The following is a 22,434-nucleotide window of genomic DNA, read 5'->3' on the forward strand; positions in this document are numbered from 1 at the left end:
CGGAAACCGGGAAAATGGTAACTCCAACCGTAATTCGGCTATCTCCATTTCGCGGCAAAACGGTTACCTTTGTATCGGAAAAAGGGGCGGTGCCGCCGCCCCATGTTGAACCCCGCAAAACGGACCACCCAATGAAGAAGATGAGTCTGCACGCCTGGCTGCTGCTCTCCGCCGTGAGCCTCACGCCGGCTGCGGCCCGCACCGCCTGTGAGGCGGATATACCCGAACCTGTAAAAACATACGATATGGAGACGTTGGAACTGACCCGTGAATGGGACAAGACCTTCCCGCAGAGCGACAAGGTCGAACACTCGAAAATTACCTTTCACAACCGCTACGGCATCACCCTTGCGGCCGACCTCTACAAGCCCCGCGGGGCCGAAGGCCGTCTGGCGGCCATCGCCGTCTGCGGCCCCTACGGCGCCGTCAAGGAGCAGGTCTCGGGCCTCTACGCCCAGTCGCTGGCCGAGCGCGGCTTCCTCGCCATCGCCTTCGACCCCTCCTTCTGCGGCGAGAGCGGCGGCACGCCCCGCAACCTCACCTCGCCCGAAATCAGCACCGATGACTTCAGCGCCGCCGTCGACTGCCTGCTCACGCGCGACGACGTTGACTCGCTGCGTGTCGGCATCTGCGGCATCTGCGGCTGGGGCGGCTTTGCGCTCAACGCCGCGGCCATCGACCCGCGCATCCGCGCCACGGTCACCTCGACGATGTACGACATGAGCCGCGTAAGCGCCAACGGCTACTTCGACGCGATGACCCCGGACGACCGCCAGGCGCTGCGCGTGCGGCTCAACGAGCAGCGGCTGAAGGATTACCGCTCGGGCGTGGGCGAGCGCGACGGCGGGGTAGTCGACCCCGTGCCGGAGGATGCGCCGCTCTTCGTGCGTCAGTACCACGATTACTACAAGACTTCGCGCGGCTACCACCACCGCTCGCCCAACTCCAACGACGGACTGCTGCGCACCAATGCGCTCGCCTTCGTCAACATGCCGCTGCTCACCTACATCGGCGAAATCCGCAGCGCCGTGCTGATGCTCCACGGCTCGGAGGCTCACTCGCGCTACTTCAGCGAGGATGCCTTCAAGCGGCTCAAGGGCGACAACAAGCATCTGGTGATTATCCCCGGGGCCTGCCACGTCGACCTCTACGACAATCTGAAGGTGATTCCCTTCGACCGCATCGCCTCCTTCTACCGCGAGGCGTTCGACCAGCCGGCCGTGCAGGAGCAATAGTTAGCTGCAGCTGAAATCGAAGCGGGGCATCCATCATCGGTGGATGCCCCGCTTTTGTTCCGTCCCGCTTTGCCGCGGGCTGCCTTGTTGTTTATCGGTTATGCCTGTCGTCTCTGCGCCCCTTCCCTCCGTTTGCTTCATGCCGAAGGGTCACTCCCGAACTGTGTTCCCACAACCGTTCCGGACCTCGTTCAGGAGCCATTTTCGTGCCGCACTGCCGCCGCCGTTCCCGGGACGCGCATTTACAGCCGCTCCAGCACCGCCCAGAAGCGGGCGGGGAGGCAGATGTTCTCCACCTCGCGGGCCCGGGCGAAGAGCGGCGCCATCTGTGCGGGGGTGAAGCCGGCGATGCCGCATCCGATTTCCGTCACGAGGAACCTCAGCTGCGGATTGCGCCGTGCGAAGTCGATGAAGGCGTCTACGTAGGGGGCGATGCGCTCCGTGCCTCCATGCATCGTGGGGATGGCGTAGCTTCGCCCCTGCAGCCCGACCCCCTGTCCCCAGCGGGCGCCGAACCGGCTGCAGGCGAGCCGTGCGGCACCGCCGCCGTGCATGCCCTCCAGGTTGCTTCCGAAGACGAAGATTTCACCGGGACGGAGCTCCTCAATCCAGTCGGGTGTCGTGCGCTTGTCGTGCATGTTGTTTGCGTTTTTTTGCCTGTGCGTATGATTGTGTTGTCGCGTTGCCTCATTATCGTGCTGCCGGCGTTCTGTCGTGCGCCCTGTTGTGGCTGCCTGACTCTCTGCTCAATCGGTTGCGCCCGCAAACGGCAGCGGCGGCCGCTATGCAGTCTGTTCGGCCTTCAGAAGGATGTTGGCAACCGAATCGCAGACAATCAGTTGCGGCTGAAGCTGCATGTGGGTCCCCATGGGCTGCTTTTCGTTGATGCTCTGCAGGAGCAGCTTGACGGCCAGCGTACCGATTTCATTCACCGGCTGACTCATGCGCGTGATGGGCGGGTCGATGAAGTCGAGGAAGGTGTTGTTGTCGAACGTGACGGCCGAGATGTCGTCGGGCATCACAAGCTCCGACTCCTTGATGGCCTTGATGGCCCCGAGCAGAATCGTGTTGCTCAGGGCGAAGATGGCCGTGGGGCGTGACGGCGAGTTGAGCGCCAGCTTCGTCTCGAGGTAGCCGTTCTGTATCGAGAAGCTGTCGCCGACAATCCTCGCCCGGGCGTCGAGCCCCTTGTCGCGCAGTGCGTCGATATAGCCCCGTACGCGCTCGCGCACCGGCATCGAGTAGGGGGTGCCCTGTATGCAGAGGATGTTCTCGTGGCCGTTGTTGAGCAGGTAGCGCGTCGCTTCGTAGCCACCCTGGTAGTTGTCCGTGCAGACGTAGGAGAGCTCCGTCGCGTTGAAGTAGCGGTCGATGAGCACCACGGGGGCGATGTTGCGGTTGATGTTTTCGAGCCATTCGGGGTCCTGGCCGCAGGGGGTGACGATGATGCCGTCGACGTTGCGCGCCAGCAGCGATTCGATGCCGTTGCGCTCGTTGTGCTCGTCCTCCATCGTGTCGACCGTCACGGTTGTATATCCGTACGCGCGCGCGTCCCGTATGATGGTGCTCGCCAGATTGGCGAAGTAGAGGTTCTCCATGCTCGGAATGACGAGCCCTATCGTGTCGGTTTTGCTCGTGCGCAAACCTTTAGCCAGCAGGCTGGGTCTGTAGTTGCACCGTTTGGCCTCTTCCTGAATCGCCTCTACGGTCGACTTGCTGATGCGTGCAAGTTCGGCCTTTCCGTTCAATACGCGCGAAACCGTTGATACAGAGAATCCGGTGCGCTCCGAAATGGAGACAATCGTGCTTTTTTTCTTCATGGAGCATTTTAATTTCTACATCAAATGTACTATTTTTTTTCAAAAAAATCCACAATAATTGCTAAAGTTTTGAATTTTTATTATACTTGCACAAACGTTTGCGTAAAATATGTGCCGCAAAAAGGCCCGAATGAGCTGCTGAAACAACACTAACCTATCATAAATATGAGTAAAATAATCGTAATAGGAAGTTCGAACACCGACCTTGCCATCAAGACCGATTCGATTCCCGAGCCCGGCGAGACCGTTATCGGCGGGAAATTCATGATGACGGCCGGCGGCAAGGGCGCCAACCAGGCCGTTGCGGCTGCCCGACTGGGCGGCGACGTGGCCTTCGTGACCAAGGTCGGCGACGACATGTTCGGCGACGAGTCGCGCGCCCGCTACGTGAAGGAGGGGCTGCCCGAGAAGTTCCTGCTGGTGGAGAAGGGGACGCCCTCGGGCATGGCGCTCATCACCGTCGACGCCAAGGGCGAAAACTGCATCGTTGTGGCCCCGGGAGCCAACAACACCCTTTCGCCCGCCGACGTGGACGTCGTGCGCGGCGAGATTGAGGCGGCCGAATACCTGCTCATGCAGTTCGAGGTGCCGATGGAGACGGTCGAGCATGCCGCCGAGATTGCCGCCGCCAGCGGTACGAAGGTGATTCTCAACCCGGCGCCCGCCGCCAAACTCTCCGAAAAGCTGATTGCAAATCTCTACCTCGTGACCCCCAACCGCACCGAGTGCCAGCTGCTCTCGGGCCTTCGCATCGACAGCGATGAGGATGCCCGGCGCGCCGCAGCCCGGCTGATGGAGATGGGGGCGCGCAACGTCATCATCACGCTCGGCTCGCGCGGCTCGCTGGTCTGCACGGCCGACGGATGCACCCTCGTCGAGGCCTGCCGCGTCGAAGCGGTCGATACCACGGCCGCCGGCGACGTATTCAACGGAGCGCTCTGCGTGGCGCTCTCCGAGGGCCGCACGCTGGTCGAGGCGGCCCGCTTTGCAAGCCGCGCGTCGGCCATCTCCGTAACGCGCATGGGGGCGCAGTCGTCGATTCCCTACCGTGCGGAACTCGAACGCTAACACCCCACCAACGAAGAACCTAACAAACAAACTACTATGAACTGCAAACTTTACCAACGCTTGATGCTCAACATCGTCTGCGTGCTGCTTTTCGCGACGGGAGCATCGGTGGCCGTTGCCCGGGAGCAGGGGAACGGTCCCAAAACGGTCAGCGGACAGATTGTCGATGCCGGCACGAAGGCCCCTCTGGTCGGTGTGTCGGTCGTCGTCGAGGGTACGACCCGCGGTGTTGTATCGGACGAGGCGGGACACTACGCCATCGAGGCCGACGGCGAAGAGTCCGTGCTGAACTTCTCCTACCTGGGCTACGTCGCCCAGAGCATTGCGGTGGCAGGCCGCACGGAAATCAACGTTGCACTGCGTGAGGACCAGGAGTCGATTGACGAGGTGGTCGTCATCGGTTACGGCAAGACGACCAAGAAGGAGGTGACCGGTTCGGTGGCCAGCCTCAAGAGCAACGACTTCAATACGGGTTCGTTCACCAATGCCGCCGGTCTGTTCCAGGGCAAGGTGGCCGGTCTGAGCGTCGTGAACCCCAACGGCGGTGACCCCAACGCCTCGTATGAGATTCTGCTGCGCGGCGCCAACACGCTGAGCGCAGGCCAGGGCCCGCTGCTCATCATCGACGGCGTGGTGGGTGCCGACATCCGCAACATCAACTTCCAGGAGGTCGAGTCCATCGACGTGCTGAAGGACGGTTCGGCAGCCGCCATCTACGGTACGCGCGGCACGAACGGCGTCATCATCATCACGACCAAGCGTGCACGCTCGGGCGAGACGCACGTCGAGTACGACGGTCAATTCACCGTGCAAACGGTTGCGCGCCGCGCCGAGCCGCTGACGGCCAAGGAGTTCGAATGGGTGGTGAACAACTACCGTCCCTCGAGCGCCGGGTCGCTCTACGGCGCCGAGACCGACTGGTTCGACGAGGTGACCCGCACCCCTATCAGCCACAAGCACAGTCTGGCCGTCTCGGGCGGTTCGGAGAAGTTCTCGCACCGCACGGTCGTCAACGTCGAGCAGAACCAGGGTCTGCAACGCAAGAACGACGCCGAGAAGTACCTCTTCAAGACCAACATCCATCAGAAGGCCTTCGAGGGGTGGCTCGACCTGGACTACAACGCCTACTTCTCGAAGCGCGTCTACTCGCCGGCCGACTACTCGGTCTTCGAGCAGGCCTTCTATCATAACCCCACCGAGCCGGTCTACGACCCCTCGAACACCACCTCGGGCGGCTACTTCCGCGTCGACAACACGATGGCCTACTACAATCCCGTGGCCATGCTCAACGAGCGCCGTCAGGACTACCGTGCCGACGACCTGGGCGGCAACGTGCGCGCAACGCTCAACATCCTGCCGGTCGAGGGTCTGAAGTGGGACAACTTCTTCTCCTACACGCAGCAGGACTTCGAGTCGCGTGACTACAAGACGCGCTACTATCCCGGCGCTCTGGGACAGGACGGCGTGGCCGACATCGCCAACGAGCTGACACGCGACATCCAGTGGGAGAGCACGCTCAACTACTCGCGCCAGTTCGGCCGCCACTCGCTGCAGGCCGTGCTGGGCTACACGTGGCAGCGCGGCTACTACGAGAGCTCCTCGATGGAGAACAAGGGCTTCGATACGGACGACTGGGGCACCGACAACATCGGCTCGGGAAGCGCCCTGCCCGACGGACAGGCGACGATGTCCTCCTACAAGGAGTCGAACACCTACATCGCCCTCTTCGGCCGCGTGATGTACAACTACGACGAGCGCTACCTGCTTTCGGTCTCGCTGCGCCGCGACGGTTCGAGCCGCTTCGGTGCCGACAACAAGTGGGGCTGGTTCCCCGCCGTAAGCCTCGGCTGGCGCATCAGCCAGGAGGAGTTCCTGCGCGACGTGGACTGGATTAACGAACTCAAGCTGCGTGCCGGCTATGGCGTGACGGGCAACCAGGACTTCTCGAACTACAAGTCGCTGCTGCTGATGAGCACCTCGGGCCGCTTCTACTACAACGGCAAGTGGATTAACACCTACGCCCCCTCGAGCAACGCCAACCCCAACCTGGGCTGGGAGAAGAAGGCCGAGTGGAACGTCGGAGTCGACTTCTCGGTGCTGGACAACCGTCTCTCGCTGACGCTCGACTACTATCAGCGCCGTACGACCGACCTGCTCTACACCTATCAGGTCCCCACGCCTCCCTACGTCTACAACGAGCTGTTCACCAACGTGGGTGAAATCAAGAACTCGGGTATCGAGATTACGCTCAGCGGCACCCCCGTCCGCACGAAGAACCTCGTATGGAACTCGACCTTCATCTTCTCGCGCAACACCAACAAGCTGGTGAAGTTCACCAACGAGGAGTTCACCGACGGCGAGTACAAGGTGGGGTGGCTCAACTCGCCCGTTGCGGCCTACTGCCAGCGTCTGGTCGAGGGTGAGTCGCTCGGTACGTTCTACGGCCCGCGCTATCTGGGCGTCGACGAGGAGGGCAACGACATCTACGCCAACTCGATTGCGGGCAACGTTCCCGAGTCGGCCTGGGAGAAAATCGGCTGCGCCTATCCCGACTTCACGCTGGCGTGGAGCAACATGTTCCGCATCCGCAAGAACCTCGACGTGAGCTTCACGCTGCGCGCCTCCATCGGCGGCGATATCCTCAATACCTACGCCCTCTACTACGACAACCTCTCGGAGTTCGGTCTGAAGAACGTCAGCTCGTCGTGGCTCGACAGCCGCTACACGGGCGGTGTGAAGTACTCGTCGAAGTACATCGAGGACGCCACGTTCCTCAAGCTGGACAACCTCTCGATTGGCTACACCTTCAACTTCAAGTCGAAGTACATCCGCAGCATGCGTCTCTCGCTCACGGGCCAGAACCTGCTCTGCATCACCGGCTACAAGGGCGTTGACCCCGAGGTGTCGCTCTCGGGCATCACCCCCGGTATCGAGAACATCAGCTACTATCCCTCGACGACGAGCTTCACGTTCGGGGTAAACCTCAATTTCTAACCTTCAACTCCAAACCGATATGAAAAACTTCATGCGAAATACGGGTCTTGCGCTCCTCTCGGCCATGATGCTGAGCAGCTGCTTCGACCTCAAGGAGGAAGTCTATTCCGAAATCCCGATGGACAACTTCGGAAAGACCGAACAGGAGCTCATCGCCACGGCCGGCCGTGCCTACACCCAGCTCCAGAACTACTGCACCGAGCAGAGCCTGTGGACGCTCTCGCTCCAGGTCGCGGACGAGTGCGCCGTGCCCATCAACTCCAACGGTTCGTGGGCCGAGGAGCGCTACGGCGAGCTGCAGCGCCAGCAGTACACCCCCTCGAACACCCTCGTGCTCAAGGGATGGAACTTCTGCTTCGACGGCATCGCCTCGTGCAACGAGATTCTCTACGAACTGGGCCTCTCGACCGCCGAGTTCGAGGCCAAGGAGAAAATCACGGCCGAGGTCGAGGTGCTGCGCGCCTTCTTCTACTTCATGGCCATCGACGGCTGGGGCAACGTTCCCTATTCGATTGACTACACCGACACGTCGTACCCCGAGCAGAAGGACCGCAAGTTCCTCTTCTCGTTCATCGAGAAGAGCATCAAGGACAACCTGCCGCTGCTCGATGCCGAGCCATCGACGTCGACCTACGGCCGCGTGACGCAGGATGTAGCCTACACGCTGCTGGCCAAGCTCTACCTCAATGCCGAGGAGTGGCTCGGCACGCCGATGTGGGCAGAGGCCGAGGCGGCATGCTACAACGTGATTTCGAAGGGTCATTACTCGATTGCCGACGACTACGCGTCGAACTTCTCGGCCAACAACGAGGGTTCGGTCGAGAATATCTTCGTCATCCCCTACAGCACGACCTACACCGAGTCGGACCACAACTCCTTCATTATCTACATCATGGCGCTCGACAGCTGGGCCACCGAGAAGTTCAACATTCCGGCCAGCGCCTGGGACGGTTTCGTCTGCCAGCCCGACTTCTTCCAGAAGTACGATGCGGCCGACAAGCGTCGTGACGCCACGTGGCTCTACAAGGGCAACCAGACCAACGGTGGGGGATACGACGTGACGGACGCCCCCTATAACCCCGTCTTCGACGAGTCGCTCTACTCGACGCGCCGCGCCCTCTACGACGGCGCCCGCATCTGGAAGTGGCACTACCAGACCGACGGCCAGCTCATCAGCGACCAGACGAGCATGGACAACGACTTCGTGCTGTTCCGCTACGCCGACGTGGTGCTGATGTACACCGAGGCGCTCGTACGCCAGAACCGCGCTGCGGAGGCCGTCCAGCTGGCCGACCTGCAGAAAATCCGCACGCGTGCCGGACTGCCCGTATACTCGGCTGCCGACCTGACGCTCGACGAGCTGCTCGACGAGCGCGGACGCGAGCTTGCATGGGAGGGATGGCGCCGTCAGGACCTCATCCGCTTCGGCAAGTACAACGACGCATGGTGGGCAAAACCCACGGCAAGTCCCGCAACCAAGCGGCTCTTCCCGATTCCGACGACCGTCCTTGCGGCCAACCCCCGTCTGAGCCAGAACCCCGGCTATTGATGAGCGGCCGCAGCACAATGAACCGATTAAACCCAACCGATAACAGAAAATGAAGAAAAAGATTGTAGTGACGTTGCTTGCCTGCATGGCACTGTGTACGGCGGCGGCGCAGCAGAAGCGCATTGCGCTCGACGAACTGCGCGACAAGATTGCCGGTGCATGGCTCGGCCAGATGGTGGGCAACATGTATGGCCTGCCCTTCGAGAACAAATTCATCGAGAAGGAGGGTAACGAGGCCGACTTCCCCTATGGATACTCCAAGAGTCTGGCGAAGATGGAGCAGTACGACGGCGCCTTCTCGGACGACGATACCGACGTCGAGTACCTCTATCTGATGCTCATGGAGAAGTACGGCACCGAACCGACCTATGCCCAGATGCGCGAAGGGTGGATGTACCACATCCGCGACCGCGTGTGGCTGGCCAACCGTGCCGCGCTGGGGCTGATGCACTACGGATATACGCCCCCCTTCACGGGCAGCATGGAGTCGAATCCCCACTGGTATCAGATTGACCCCCAGCTCATCAACGAAATCTGGAGCTACACCGCCCCCGGCATGGTCCGCTATGCGGCCGGCAAGTCGGCCTGGGCGGCCCGCATCACCAGCGACGGCTGGGCCATCTCGCCGACGATTCACTACGGTGCGATGTATGCCGAGGCCTTCTTCGAGAGCAACATCGAGAAGCTGGTGCTCGACGCGCTGAAGTACCTCCCGGCCGACGACCGCTATGCAGCCACCGTGCGCCACATGTGCGAGCTCTACAAGAAGTATCCCAACGACTGGCAGAAGGCACGCGCCGAGATGGCCGAGGCCTACTACGAGCAGGAGCCCGAGATGACGCGGACCATCTGGAACGCCAACCTGAACGGCGCGTGCGGCATCCTGACGCTGCTCTACGGCAAGGGTGACCTGCAGCGCACGATGGACCTGGGCTGCGCCATGGGCTTCGACGCCGACAACCAGACGGCGACCGTGGGCGGCATCCTGGGTGTCATCAACGGCGGCGCCTCGCTGCCCGACCAGCTGCTGATGCCCTTCGAGGGGTGGACCAAGCCCTTCAACGACCGCTACATCAACATCACGCGCTACGACATGCCCGACGCATCGATTGACGACATGATTGACCGCACGGTGGATATGGCCGTCAAGCTCGTCTGCGAGAAGGGCGGCCGCGTGGTGGAGCGCGGCGGCAAGAGGTATCTGGTCATCAACCCGAAGGCCGAGTTCAAGGCTCCGCTCGAGTTCTGCGTCGGCCCGATGCCCCGCATGGAGGTGGGCTGCCCGGTGGACTACAGTTTCAGCTGCGCTGCCAACCGCGACTACACCTGGACGCTTACCGAGGGTGCGCTGCCCGAGGGCGTCGCATTCGACAACGGCCGCATCACGGGTACGCCGCAGCGTGCGGGCCGCTATCCCGTCACCCTCACGCTGAGCGACGGAAAGAAGACGCTGACCAAGCACTTCGAGCTGCTCGTGCGCACGAAGAACATCGCCCCCGAGGCCGACAGCATCCTCACGAACATCCGCACGATGAACGAGGAGGCGCTCTACAAGTGCTGGATTACCTTCGGCAAGCCGATGTACGCCCACAGCGTCGATGTCATCCGCGACGGACGGCTCAACGGCGAGGGTTCGGTCTTCTATTCGCTGGCCGCACATGCCGACCTGCCGAAAATCGACTGGTTCGGCTACGAGTGGAAGGAGCCGCGCACGATTGACATGCTGGCCTTCCATACGGGCTGCCTCGAGGAGTTCGGCGGCTGGTTCTCGTCGGTTGCCATCCAGTACCGCGGCGAGGACGGACGCTGGTACGACGTGGGCAAGTTCCGCTCGACGCCCGAGCTGCCCGAGAGCGACGATGTCTTCATCCAGCCCCACTTCGTCGAGTACCTCTTCGAGTTCGAGCCGGTGAAGACCACCGCCATCCGCATGCTGCTCGACTGCAAGGTGCAGGAGCACTGGAACAAGCCCACGAAGGGTTGCTCGAGCTTCATCTCCATCACCGAACTGAGTGTTTACGAAAAGCAATAGCAAGCAATGACAAAACGCATATTTCCCATTCTGGCGCTGGCCCTCTCGCTTGCCGCCTGCAGCGCACCGCAGCGCGCCGTCGAGGTCTCGCTCACGGAGCAGGAGCTCTACGACAAGATTCGCGGCGGCTGGGCCGGCCAGACCATCGGCGTCGTCTTCGGCGCCCCGACCGAATTCAAGTTCACCGGTACGACCATCCAGGACTACCAGCCCATCCCCTGGTCGGAGCACTACGTCAAGTACTGGTGGGACAAGAAGCCGGGACTCTTCGACGACATCTACAACGACCTGACCTTCGTCGAGACCTTCGAGCAGGAGGGGCTCGACTGCACGACCGAGACGCTGGCGCGCCGCTTCGCCTTTGCCGAGTACCATCTGGCACACGCCAACCAGGCGGGACGCTACAACATCCGCAACGGCATCATGCCGCCGGCCTCGGGCAACTGGGTCAACAACCCCCACGCCGACGACCTCGACTTCCAGATTGAGGCCGACTTCATCGGACTGATGGCCCCCGGGCTGATGCCCGAGGCGCTCGACATCGCCTCGCGCGTGGGCCACATCATGAACAGCGGCGACGGCTTCTACGGCGGCGCCTTCGTGGCGGGGCTCTACGCCGCGGCCTTCATAAGCAACGACCCGGCCGAGGTGCTCGACATGGCGCTCGAGCCCATCCCGCACCAGAGCACCTTCTATCAGTGCGTCGACGAGGTGCGCCGTCTCTACCGCGAGTATCCCGACGACTGGCAGCAGTGCTGGTTCGAGATGCACAAGCGCTGGAACCGCGACGTGGGCTGCCCCAAGGGTGTCTTCCTGAGCTTCAACATCGACGCCAAAATCAACGCCGCCTACGTGGCCATCGGCCTGCTCTACGGCGGGGGCGACTTCGCCCGGTCGATGGAAATCGCCACGCGCTGCGGGCAGGATTCGGACTGCAACCCGGCAACCGTCGCCGGCGTGCTGGGCGTGATGAAGGGCTATTCGAACATCCCGGAGTTCTGGCGTGCGCCGCTGAGCGAAATCGAGTCGCTCAACTTCAGCGGCACCGACGTCTCGCTCGAAAAGGCCTATTCGATGAGCTTCAGGCAGGCGCTCGAGATGGTGCGCCGCGCCGGAGGCAAGGTGGCCGACGGGCAGGTGACCATCCCCGTGCGTGATGCCGGGGTGCTGCCGCTCGAGCAGAACTTCACCGACACCTATCCGCTCTACCGTGACCGCAAGGACTGCTTCGTCGACGGCGAGTACGAGTTCGACTTCAAGGGCAACGGCTTCGTCATCTGGGGCAACATGGTCTGCCTGCGCAGCATCACGCCCGACTACGTCAACCGCGTGTCGACGCGCCATATCGGCTCGGAGGTCTTCGCTCTGGCCGAGGCGGACGACCCCTACGTGGCCGAGTTCGAGGTGTGGATTGACGGCAAGCTCGACCAGGTGTCGCGTCTCCCGATGAAGAACACCGACCGCAAGCTCGAGCCGGCCTGGAAATACGGCCTCGAGGAGGGACACCACACCGTCCGCCTCAAGTGGCTCAACCCCGACAAGGAGTACCTGCTGCGCATCAACGACATCATGTACTACTCGTCGACCCCCTCGACCGACCCATACTACCACAACTGAAACTGAAGCTGCAATGAACAAAACGCTCATACTGCTCACCGCACTTACGGCGGCTACGGCCTGCACCCCGACCGCTCCGTCGATTGACTACGGCTCGACCTTCGAAATCGACGAGGCGACCCTCCGCGACAAGATTCGCGGAGGGTGGGCCGGCCAGACCATCGGCTGCACCTACGGCGGCCCCACCGAATTCAAGTACAAGGGGGCGCTCATCAGCGACGAGGCGCCCATCGTCTGGTACGACGACTATGCCTACGACACTTTCCGCGACGACCCGGGCCTCTACGACGACGTCTACATGGACCTCACGTTCGTCGAGGTAATGCAGCGCTACGGCATCGACGCTCCGGCCGAGGTCTACGCCCGTGCCTTTGCCAATGCCGACTACAAGCTTTGGCATGCCAACCAGGCGGCGCGCTACAACATCCTCCACGGCATCATGCCGCCCGCCTCGGGCCACTGGCACAACAACCCCCACGCCGACGACATCGACTTCCAGATTGAGGCCGACTTCATCGGCATGATTTGCCCCGGAATGCCCAACGCCGCCTCGGAAATCGGCGACCACATCGGCCACATCATGAACTACGGCGACGGCTTCTACGGCGGCATCTACATCGGTGCGCTCTACTCGCTGGCCTTCGTCTGCGACGACATCCCGACCATCGTGCGCGAGGCGCTGCGGACGATTCCGCCCCAGAGCAAGTACCGCCGCTGCATCGAGGACGTCATCCGCTTCCACGAGGAGTTCCCCGACGACTGGCGCCGCTGCTGGCTCGAAATCGAGCGCCGCTACGCCTATGAGAAGGGGTGCCCCGAGGGTGTCTTCAACGGATTCAACATCGACGCCACCATCAATTCGGCCTACGTCGTGATGGGTCTGCTCTACGGCAACGGCGATTTCGAGCGGACAATGGACGTGGCCACGCGCTGCGGCCAGGATTCGGACTGCAACCCCGCATCGGCGGCCGGCATTCTCGGCGTGATGAAGGGCTACGACGCGATTCCCGACAAGTGGAAGCCCGCCATGGAGAAGGTCGTCGACATCGACTTCCCCTACACCTCCATCTCGCTTAACAAGATTTACGACATCAACCTCGATTTGCTGACGCAGATGATTGGACGTGAGGGAGGCAGCGTCGAGGATGGTGTCTACCGCATCGTGCTCCAGCGCCCCGAGGAGCTTCCCTACGAGGAGTCCTTCGCAACGGTGGAGCCGACCGAGCGCCGCGTGCTGAAGCTCGACATCACGGACGAGGCTACGCTCCGCTTCACGGGCAACAGCGTCGTCGTAATGGGGCAGGTGCGCCGCCTGGGCCTCGGCGGCGACGACGGCTACTTGGCCCGCATCGAGGCCTCCATCGACGGCAAATTGGTGGAGAACATCGAGATGCCCTACGACTACATCAAGCGCAAGTACGACATCTTCTACACCTATGAACTGCCGGTGGACGGTCCCCACACCTTGAACCTCAAGTGGACGAACCCCGACCCGAACTATGTCATCGAGGCCAAGGAGATGGTGGTCTATTCGGCTAAAAAGTAACGGACAATGTTAAAGCTACAAAACAGTACAGTCATGATTAAGTTACTGACACTTCTCACGCTGATGCTCTCGTCGGCCAACACGTCGTGCGACAAGGAGCGGTCGCTGCCTGAAACGCCGCCCTCCCGGTTCGAACGCTACACGACCGACCTGACGATGTACAGCGACATCCTCGGCGAGACGATTCACTATTCGATTTATCTGCCCGCCGACTATACGACGGCTACCGACAAGCGCTACGGCGTGGTCTACCTGCTGCACGGCTTCGGCGACAACTGGGGTGCGTGGAACGACCAGTGGCTCCACATCACCACGCTCATCGACAGCAAGGAGGCTGCCGGTGAGATTACGCCGATGATTTACGTCATGCCCCAGGGCTTCAACAGCTACTACGTGAACCGCTACGACGGCAGCTTCAACTACATGGACATGTTCACCGAGGAGCTCGTGCCCTACATCGACCGCACCTACCGCACCCGAGCCGACCGCTCCTCGCGCGCCGTGGCGGGCTACTCGATGGGCGGCTTCGGGGCGATGATTCTCCCCTCGAAGCATGCCGAGCTCTTCTCGGTCTCGATTCCGCTGAGCATGTCGTTCCGCACCGACGAGCAGTACATGGCCGAGCCGCAGAGCGGCTGGGACGGACAGTGGGGGAGCATCTTCGGCGGCGTCGGCCTCGCGGGCGAAGGCCGTCTGACGGAGTACTACAAGGAGTACTGCCCCTTCTACTTCTTCAACGAGCAGAGCGCGGCGTCGTTCGCCGACCTGCACTACTACTTCGACTGTGGTGACGACGAGGAGCAGCTGCTCATCGCCAACGACCGGCTCCACCGCCAGCTGCGCGAGCTGGGCATCGCCCACGAGTACCGCGTACGCAACGGCGCCCACACCTCGGACTACTGGCACGACGCCATGCGCGAGGGGCTCGACTACATCGAGTGCTGCTTCAACGGCGGCACGTGGCCCGACGCTCAGAACATCGCGACCGACCCCTCTTATGCGGGAGCTGAGCTGAGCGAGACGGTCGGCGGGGCGGAGGTCGTGGCCTATCCCTCGGCCGGGTACGACGAGTCGAAGAGCAATTCGGTCGTATACCTGCTCCACGACGGACTCGCCAAGGACGACCTGCACCGCATGATGAATCTGTGGAACGTCGCGGTTAACACCAAGCCCTTCATCGTCGTCTGCATCCCCTCCGCGCAGGCTGGCAGCGACTTCGCCACGCTGGCGCGGGCCATCGACGCAAAGTATGCCACCGCCGGGGGTGCCGACCGCCACTTCGGCGCCGGGCTGGGCTCGGGTGCCGGGCTGCTCTACCGCTATGCGGCAGGGGAGGAGGCACGTCTGGCGGCCCTCTACCTCTTCGACGGAGAGGTGGATGTCGAGGCGACGGCCCCCTGCTCCGGAACCTACTACTACATCGACACCACCGACGGGGGCGAACACTACGTCGAGGCGGGCGAGCTCTACGAGCGCTGCAAGGCCGACGGCGTACCCTACGACTACCGTGTGCGCAACGGACAGAGCGGTGCCGATGCCGCAATGGGCGGCTTCCAGGCCTCGAAGAGCAATCTGATGGACCGCATCCGTAACTGAACCGAATGAAACCTAAAAACTCACAACCATGTTTATCGTAGACAACTATTTTCTGGCCGTGGTGTTCTGCTTCGTCACGATGCTCTGCTGGGGCTCGTGGGGCAACACCCAGAAGCTGGCGTCGAAGAGCTGGCGCTACGAGCTCTTCTATTGGGATTATGTAATCGGCATGGTGCTCTTCGCCGCACTGCTGGGCTTCACCATGGGCAGCTTCGGCGACGGGGGCCGTCCCTTCGTCACGGACCTGGCGCAGGCGGCCGGCAAGAGCATCGGCTGGGTGCTGCTCGGCGGCGTCATCTTCAACGCCTCAAACATCCTGCTCTCGGCCTCGGTATCGCTTGCCGGACTCTCGGTGGCCTTCCCGCTCGGCGTGGGCATCGCCCTGGTGCTGGGCGTGATTGTCAACTACCTCGGCGCACCGTCGGGCAATCCCGTCATGCTCTTCCTCGGCGTGGCGATGATTGTGGTGGCCATCATCTGCAACGGCATCGCCTCGGGCAAGCAGCAGAGCGGCTCGGACGCGGCGGTCAACAACCGCAAGGGCCTGATGCTGGCCGTGCTGGCCGGCGTGCTGATGTCGCTCTTCTACCGCTTCGTGGTCAAGGGTATGGACATCAGCAACTTCGAGACTCCGGCTCCGGGCATGCTCACCCCCTATTCGGCCATCTTCATCTTCTCGCTGGGCGTTCTGGCCAGCAACTTCCTCTTCAACACGCTGGTTATGCGCTATCCCTTCGTCGGCGAGCGCGTCCGCTATGCGGAGTACTTCCGCGGCTCGCTCTCCACGCACCTGACGGGCTGCCTGGGCGGCGCCATCTGGTGCCTCGGCACGGCGTTCAGCTACATCGCCTCGGGGGAGGCCGGCCCGGCCGTCTCGTATGCCCTCGGACAGGGTGCGCCGATGATTGCCGCCATCTGGGGCGTCTTCATCTGGCGTGAATTCAAAGGTGCGCCGAAGTCGGTCAACCGTCTGCTGGCTCTCATGTTCCTCCTCTTCATCGGAGGCCTTGCCCTGATTGTTGCCGCCGGAAACTGATGCCGGAGGAGCGCTGAAAAACGAAATTATGTTCAACCAACAAAAAACGACTGATATGAAAAAGATTTTTGGAATTCTGGCGGCAGTCGCCATGGTGGCTGCCTGCAACACCTCCTGCTCGAAAAGCGACGACAACGGCGGCGGCAACGGCGGCGGCGGCACGGCCAACGTACGCATCGCCACCTGGGCCGACGACTGGGACACCTACGCCTACACGTTCGACGCCGAGGGCAAGGTAATCAAGGTAAGCCGCAACAACGGCGAGCGCGAATGGGACTTCACCTACTCGGGTGACAAGATTGAGGCCACGGGTTATTCGGCCTTCACCATCACGCTCGGTGCCAACGGATATGCTTCGGAGTACAAGGACGAATGGGATACGTTCACCTACACGTACGACAACAACGGCTATGTGACGCAGGTTAAGAAGAACGGTGTGGTATGCGCCAATGCCGTAATCGAGGACGGATGTATCACCAAGTGGTCGAAATTCGAGGACCGCAACGAAGACGGTGTAGCCGAGGAGTGCTGGAAGGAGCACATCTACTCGAACATGAAGAATGTTGCAGGCATCCACAACATCTACGTTGAGAAGGGCGCCGGCCGCTGGCTTCAGGAGCTGGGCTTCTTCGGCAAGCCGACCAAGTATCTGTGTGAGAGCAACGGCTGGGACTATTCGGACACCCCGTCGACGCTCACCTACGAGTTTGACGAGAAGAACTGTGTGACGAAGGAGATTAAGTCGGCAGCCGACTACGTCGAGAACTACTTCTACAGCTGGACGCCGCTCGAATAACGGCCTCGTCCGAAAATCCGTTGGACGCGGACGGCAGTCGCACTGCCGTCCGCATTTTTTTTGCCCGCAAAGCGGGACGTGCGGGTAGGGGAGTGCGGTCGGTTGTGCGGCGTAAGGTCTGCGGAGCGAATTACGCACGAAGAGGGGTTGCGGACAGCCAAGCAGCCGGGATATAAAAAAGAAGCAGGCCCCGCAGGGAGTAACCCGCTGCAGAGCCTGCCGTTCGAAGGATGATGCGACAACCGGTTTCAGCTAAAAGTCGTAACCGACAATCTGCGCGGCATAGCTGCTCCACCCGTCCGCTGATTTGTAGGCCTCGACCGAAGCCTTCGGGACATGGATGGATGCAACCGAAGTACTGCTAAACACACTCGAGCCCAACGTCGGCGGAGTTGCCGGCATACAGTCCGCCGCAAAATTGCGGCAGTTTATCTTATTGATTATTCTCCGGTAGTAGCTTACACAGCACCGGATCGTTCTTGATTCGTTCCATTAAATCCAAATATTCGGATTTAATGGAAAAACTGAATATAGATAAAACACAAATTGATTGATTTAAAAATTTTATATAGCGAATTACGATTAATTTTGTTCGGATTTAATTTCAACTGTAATTTGTTGCCTATTTTGATTATTATAAACGAAGAAGTATTATCTTCGAATGTATTTATAAACTTTCTAAATGTATAGTTATGAAAATTAGGAAATTACAATTTAATAACAATAAGATATTGGGAAATCTTGAATTGAATTTTATCAATCCGACAACAAATGTTCCTTATGATACAATATTATTAGTTGGTGAGAATGGGGTTGGGAAAACTACTATTTTAACAGGAATAAGCGATTTTTTAAGTGGACAGGATCTTTCCAGATGTTTTAATTCGATTGAATATACTATTGATGATGAAATTATTACCATGTCCTCTATTCTGGGAGAGCAGGACTCTCATAAATTTATTCGTAGAAAAAATGGTGAAGATGAAACGCTTTCTTATGGATGGAGTAAAAATAATGGGGCTAATATAGAGCGTATGGAGCAAGATGCACTTGATCCTCGTCATTATGGAAGTGCTATTTCGCTTCCACGTTCAGATTTTTCAAACAGAGAAGATTAATACAGTTGGTGTTTCAGAATTAGATACAAATAACCATGAAAAAGATGTAAATAATGATTTTACATCCCTAAAACAATTACTTGTAGACTTGAGTAGTCTTGATGCAGAGGATTTTACTGAGCTACATCGAAAAGGTACACCTATAACAATAGAAGAATTTGATGAAAGATCACGAATGTCACGTTTTACAAAAGCATTTAATAATTTCTTTGAAGATATAGCCTATTCATATGTGAAAGGAGAAAATGGACAAAAAGAAATTTATTTTGAAAAATTTGGCAAAGAAATACCTATTGATTCATTGAGTACCGGAGAGAAGCAAATAGTTTTTAGAGGAATATATTTGCTACGTAATTTCAATCGTTTAATAGGAGGTGTTTTATTAATAGATGAACCTGAACTTAGTCTTCATCCTAAATGGCAGAATAAAATACTAAAGTATTATCAGACTCTATTCACAGATCCCACAACAAATAATATGCAAGTTCAATTAATAGTTGCAACTCATTCAGAACGTATACTTTCTTCTGCTTTTAAAGATATAAATAGCAATGGAGTCCTCATATTAAAAAATAATGATGGTGTAGTTTCCGCAGCATCTGTTAATGCGCCAGGAGTGTTACCATCTGTAACATCAGCAGAGACTATTTATCTTGCCTATGAAGTTGCTACTGTTGATTACCATATTGAATTATTTTCATACATTCAACGTAATGCTACTGCTTCAAGAGAATTGAACGTAAAAGAAACCGATGATTATATTTTGAATCATCGGTTATATGATGCAGCAATACACGAACGTCGAGATAATTTTACAAATCCACGGAGTCTGCATACAACAACTTATATGACCTTACCTACTTACCTACTTTTATAAGAAATCGTATTGACCACCCTAATCCAAGCGACACATATTCTTATTCTCAACTACAGACTTCTATTGATTTGATGAGGAGTATTATTCAAAATCCTTGATACGTTTTTATGTGAACTTATTTTTTTATTTGTTACAAAAGGGCGATTGTGATTAAATCGCCCTTTTTGTTTATAATCCTAATAGATGCTTTTTCTATAAAATAAAATCTCAAAAAAATAGGTAGTGTTTTATAGTAGGGACTGTCGTAAAAAGAATAAAACTTTATAATGAATTGATTGCCAATGTAATATAAAATTTGTATCTTAGCTAAAGATAAAAAGAATACCTCCAATTGCCCTAGAAAAGCCAAATTTGGAGGTATCGCAAAAATTAATCTGCATGGCTAAGGTACAAAATTTCTCTGAAATATCACCCGATCTTCCTTTCACGGAGTTCGATTTTTATGAATTGTATAGGCGGACGTTCGAGACTAGCGAGCTGGGAAAAATCAGGAAGAGGCTGCCGCTTGGTGAGATGGCAGAGAACTTTGGACTGATAAGCAAGAGCATGAGAGCGAAGAAAGGGCGAAAAACATACTTCACCCCGGAGGGCAAGGTTGCGCTGATGTTCCTGAAGATGTACACAGGTCTGAGCAGCCCGAGGTTGATGGAGCATCTTAACGGCAACGTCCACTATCAGCTCTTCTGCGATGTGAGAATAGACCCGATGCATCCTCTGACGAACTACAAACTTCTGGACGACGTGTTTTCGGAGCTGGCCCGCGGGCTGAAGATCCAACAGCAGCAGGAGATACTGGCAAGAGCCTGGAAACCGTACATGAAGGACCTGGACACGATGTATACGGATGCGACCTGCTACGAGAGCGAGATGCGCTATCCTACGGATGCGAAGCTTCTGTGGGAAGGAATAGAGAAGTCATATGAGATAATGTGCACTCTGAGTGCCAAGCTGAATGTGCACCGTCCGAGGACGAAGTACGTAGACGTAGAGAAGGCCAACCTGTCGTACAGGAAGCGGCGCAGGCATACGAAAGCCCAGACCAGGAAACTGACCAGACGCCTGCTCAACCTTTTGGGGAAGATACTGAAGCAGACCCGCACACTGGAGAGGGAGAATGCAGGCGCGGAGAAATTGCTGACAGCCAGACAGAAGAGCGATATTGAAATCATCACAAGAGTGTACCGCCAGCAGAAGGCCCACTTCGAGAACAACAATCCTCGCGAGAGTGTCAAGGACAGGATAGTGAGCATCAGCAAGCCGTATGTGAGGCCAATCGTGAGAGGCAAGGAAGTGAAGAGCGTAGAGTTTGGTGCGAAGTGCAACAACATCCAGGTTGACGGACTCTCATTCATCGAGAAGCTGTCATTCAATGCCTTCAACGAGGGAACCAGGCTTACGCACTGCCTGAAGATGCACCGAAAGCTCTTCGGTGTGGAGGCGAAGAAGGTCGGAGGAGATGCAGGCTATGCCGGCAGCGCCAACAGGGGGTACTGCAAGGATAGAGGAATACAGACGTCATTCGTCAAGCGTGGCCGTCCGTCCTTGGAAAAGAAAGAGAACGACATCATCCGCAACGAGCTGGCGAGGGTGAGGGCAACGAGGATGGAAGGCTCGTTCGGAACGCAGAAGGAACACTATGGCCTGAAACGCATCAAGGCAAGGACGAAGTTGACCGAAATCCTGTACATCTTCTTTGGCATCCACACGGCGAATGCAGTACAGCTCGTCCGGCGGGAAGTCAACGAAATTGCCCAGGCTGCCTGATGTTCGAGGTGAGTGAGAAACGGCCCTTTCACTGGAGTATTGGCTCCAGTTGGGTCCAAAAATGAAAAAAGGGGCTCCGAAACGGAGCCGAAAATATAAAAAGATGAGTTCGATCGGAAAAATTACCGGGACAGTCTGCCGATTGACTCATAATGACGGTATTAAACGACTGTCCCTAATTAGTCTTTTATCAACATTTTATGGACACCTCTGTGGAGTAGTCTCGATTTGAATGCTCGATCGGGCTGCCGTCTCTGATGGCTATCCGCCAAAACTTAATTCTGCTCTCGTAATTTCGTAAACAGAGGTAATGTTTTCGATTTAAGTCCTTGATTCCTGATCGAAGAGTACACCAGACAAGTTGGTAGCTATTGGTAGAGAGAGATGGGTGGATGACAAAAATGCCCTCGAAACTCGGTTTCGAAGGCGTTTGGCTATCGGGACAAGGGGGAGGGGAGGTCACTCAGGGACGTAGATGATCTCACCGTTTTCGAGCTCGTAGGCTACGCCAACCTTGCGGCCTCGCTTGCCGCTCTGAGAATCCTGATCCTCCGAAGGAGTATAGCGGTTGATCTTCTCACCCTCCTTGGTGATGATCTCCATGTTCTCCTTGCCGGGGTTCTTCACCATCGTGAAATCCTCCTGGCTGAACACCTCGGTCATATTGTATCGGCTCACCAGCGCCACCATCAGCGCCACGGCGAAGACCATCGCCACGTCGAACAGGTTGCCGACGACGCTCATCGGGTCATTCTCCCCGTCGTGCTTCAGTAAATTGCGTCTCATCGCTTCTCGGTTTGGGCATTCAACAACTCCGCTACGAACTCCAGGTTGGACAGATCCTTCAGGTACCAGCGTTGCTTGACCTGCTGGGTGATGAAGCCGATGGCCGCGGCGAACAGCCCCACGACGGTTGTGGCAAAGGCCACCTGCATGTTGTAGGCCATCGAGGCGATGTCGCCCGTCGAGAGCCCCACCAACGCCGGGCCCATCGGGATGAGCGTACCCATCAGCCCGAGCATGGGGCCCATCTTCGAGAGCGTCTTTGAGGTGGCGAGGTCGCGGTCGGCTTCGATCTCGAAATCGGCAAGCAGCCGTTGGCGGAGAGGGGCATTGTCGCGGGCCTCAAGCAGGCGGTTCAGGTAGACCACGAGCAGCGACGGATTCTTTTTGGGAAGACGCTCGGCAAGCGTGGCGACCGTCTGCGGAGTGAGCCCATCCAGTTCGCGCCCGATGAGCGAGGCCGTACGGCGGATGGAGAGATACTGCCCGAAGAAGCTGCCGATCAGCAGCAGCGAGCGCCCGAAGAAAAAGATCAGCAGGACGATGTCCGGAACGAGCAGACCGGTCGAGATCCAATAGAGGATGTCGGAGATGTAATTCATG

At 58.1% G+C, this 22,434-nt stretch carries 17 protein-coding genes; 13 read left to right on the plus strand and 4 right to left on the minus strand.

Going from position 1 to position 22,434, the window contains the following annotated elements; all coding sequences use genetic code 11:
• The first annotated feature begins 131 nt into the window (after positions 1–131).
• Positions 132–1,235 carry an alpha/beta hydrolase gene (locus C8267_RS00840; protein WP_442778172.1) on the plus strand — a complete coding sequence of 368 codons (1,104 nt, stop codon included), beginning with the start codon at positions 132–134 and terminating at the stop codon, positions 1,233–1,235.
• 242 nt (positions 1,236–1,477) lie between these two features.
• Here C8267_RS00840 and C8267_RS00845 read toward each other — a convergent pair whose 3' ends face one another.
• Positions 1,478–1,873 (minus strand): A1S_2505 family phage non-structural protein, encoded by a 396-nt coding sequence (locus C8267_RS00845; RefSeq protein ID WP_106633316.1) that lies wholly within the window; start codon positions 1,871–1,873, stop codon positions 1,478–1,480.
• Positions 1,874–2,017: 144 nt separating this feature from the next.
• A complete protein-coding gene (locus C8267_RS00850) occupies positions 2,018–3,055 on the minus strand; it encodes a LacI family DNA-binding transcriptional regulator (protein ID WP_106633317.1) in 1,038 nt (345 codons plus the stop codon).
• A gap of 165 nt (positions 3,056–3,220) precedes the next feature.
• Here C8267_RS00850 and rbsK point away from each other — a divergent pair, with 165 nt between their 5' ends.
• From rbsK to C8267_RS00910, 12 genes are all read left to right on the plus strand, one after another.
• Complete coding sequence (gene rbsK, locus C8267_RS00855; RefSeq protein WP_106633318.1) at positions 3,221–4,123, plus strand: ribokinase; 903 nt, start codon at positions 3,221–3,223, stop codon at positions 4,121–4,123.
• A 36-nt stretch (positions 4,124–4,159) separates the two neighbouring features.
• Positions 4,160–7,117 carry a SusC/RagA family TonB-linked outer membrane protein gene (locus C8267_RS00860; protein WP_199792053.1) on the plus strand — a complete coding sequence of 986 codons (2,958 nt, stop codon included), beginning with the start codon at positions 4,160–4,162 and terminating at the stop codon, positions 7,115–7,117.
• 19 nt (positions 7,118–7,136) lie between these two features.
• A complete protein-coding gene (locus C8267_RS00865; protein ID WP_234025643.1) occupies positions 7,137–8,666 on the plus strand; it encodes a RagB/SusD family nutrient uptake outer membrane protein in 1,530 nt (509 codons plus the stop codon).
• A 49-nt stretch (positions 8,667–8,715) separates the two neighbouring features.
• On the plus strand, positions 8,716–10,698 hold the full coding sequence (locus tag C8267_RS00870) for an ADP-ribosylglycohydrolase family protein (RefSeq protein ID WP_106633320.1): 1,983 nt from the start codon (positions 8,716–8,718) through the stop codon (positions 10,696–10,698).
• A gap of 6 nt (positions 10,699–10,704) precedes the next feature.
• Entirely contained in the window at positions 10,705–12,315 is a 1,611-nt protein-coding gene (locus C8267_RS00875) for an ADP-ribosylglycohydrolase family protein (RefSeq protein ID WP_106633321.1), read from the plus strand.
• Between the two features lie 13 nt (positions 12,316–12,328).
• Positions 12,329–13,861: an ADP-ribosylglycohydrolase family protein gene (locus tag C8267_RS00880; RefSeq protein ID WP_106633322.1), complete on the plus strand. Its 1,533-nt coding sequence runs from the start codon at positions 12,329–12,331 to the stop codon at positions 13,859–13,861.
• Positions 13,862–13,894: 33 nt separating this feature from the next.
• A complete protein-coding gene (locus C8267_RS00885) occupies positions 13,895–15,457 on the plus strand; it encodes an alpha/beta hydrolase (protein ID WP_158699650.1) in 1,563 nt (520 codons plus the stop codon).
• A gap of 28 nt (positions 15,458–15,485) precedes the next feature.
• Positions 15,486–16,493 (plus strand): GRP family sugar transporter, encoded by a 1,008-nt coding sequence (locus tag C8267_RS00890; protein ID WP_087360420.1) that lies wholly within the window; start codon positions 15,486–15,488, stop codon positions 16,491–16,493.
• 55 nt (positions 16,494–16,548) lie between these two features.
• Positions 16,549–17,289 carry a DUF4595 domain-containing protein gene (locus C8267_RS00895; RefSeq protein WP_158699651.1) on the plus strand — a complete coding sequence of 247 codons (741 nt, stop codon included), beginning with the start codon at positions 16,549–16,551 and terminating at the stop codon, positions 17,287–17,289.
• Positions 17,290–17,981: 692 nt separating this feature from the next.
• The gene (locus C8267_RS00900) at positions 17,982–18,407 is read left to right on the plus strand and encodes an ATP-binding protein (protein ID WP_106633325.1); all 426 of its coding nucleotides are present in this window, start codon (positions 17,982–17,984) and stop codon (positions 18,405–18,407) included.
• Entirely contained in the window at positions 18,355–19,284 is a 930-nt protein-coding gene (locus tag C8267_RS00905; protein ID WP_158699652.1) for an AAA family ATPase, read from the plus strand. The genes C8267_RS00900 and C8267_RS00905 overlap by 53 nt, the downstream gene beginning before the upstream one ends.
• A gap of 378 nt (positions 19,285–19,662) precedes the next feature.
• Entirely contained in the window at positions 19,663–21,048 is a 1,386-nt protein-coding gene (locus tag C8267_RS00910; protein ID WP_199792054.1) for a transposase, read from the plus strand.
• A 459-nt stretch (positions 21,049–21,507) separates the two neighbouring features.
• On the opposite strand, the gene C8267_RS00915 is transcribed toward C8267_RS00910, so the two are convergent.
• Positions 21,508–21,834 carry a DUF2149 domain-containing protein gene (locus C8267_RS00915; RefSeq protein WP_106633327.1) on the minus strand — a complete coding sequence of 109 codons (327 nt, stop codon included), beginning with the start codon at positions 21,832–21,834 and terminating at the stop codon, positions 21,508–21,510.
• Positions 21,831–22,433 carry a MotA/TolQ/ExbB proton channel family protein gene (locus tag C8267_RS00920; protein WP_106633328.1) on the minus strand — a complete coding sequence of 201 codons (603 nt, stop codon included), beginning with the start codon at positions 22,431–22,433 and terminating at the stop codon, positions 21,831–21,833. The genes C8267_RS00915 and C8267_RS00920 overlap by 4 nt, the downstream gene beginning before the upstream one ends.
• Position 22,434: the final 1 nt, after the last annotated feature.

The sequence above is a fragment of the Alistipes sp. Marseille-P5061 genome, assembly GCF_900290115.1.
In the GTDB taxonomy this organism is placed as follows: domain Bacteria; phylum Bacteroidota; class Bacteroidia; order Bacteroidales; family Rikenellaceae; genus Alistipes; species Alistipes excrementigallinarum.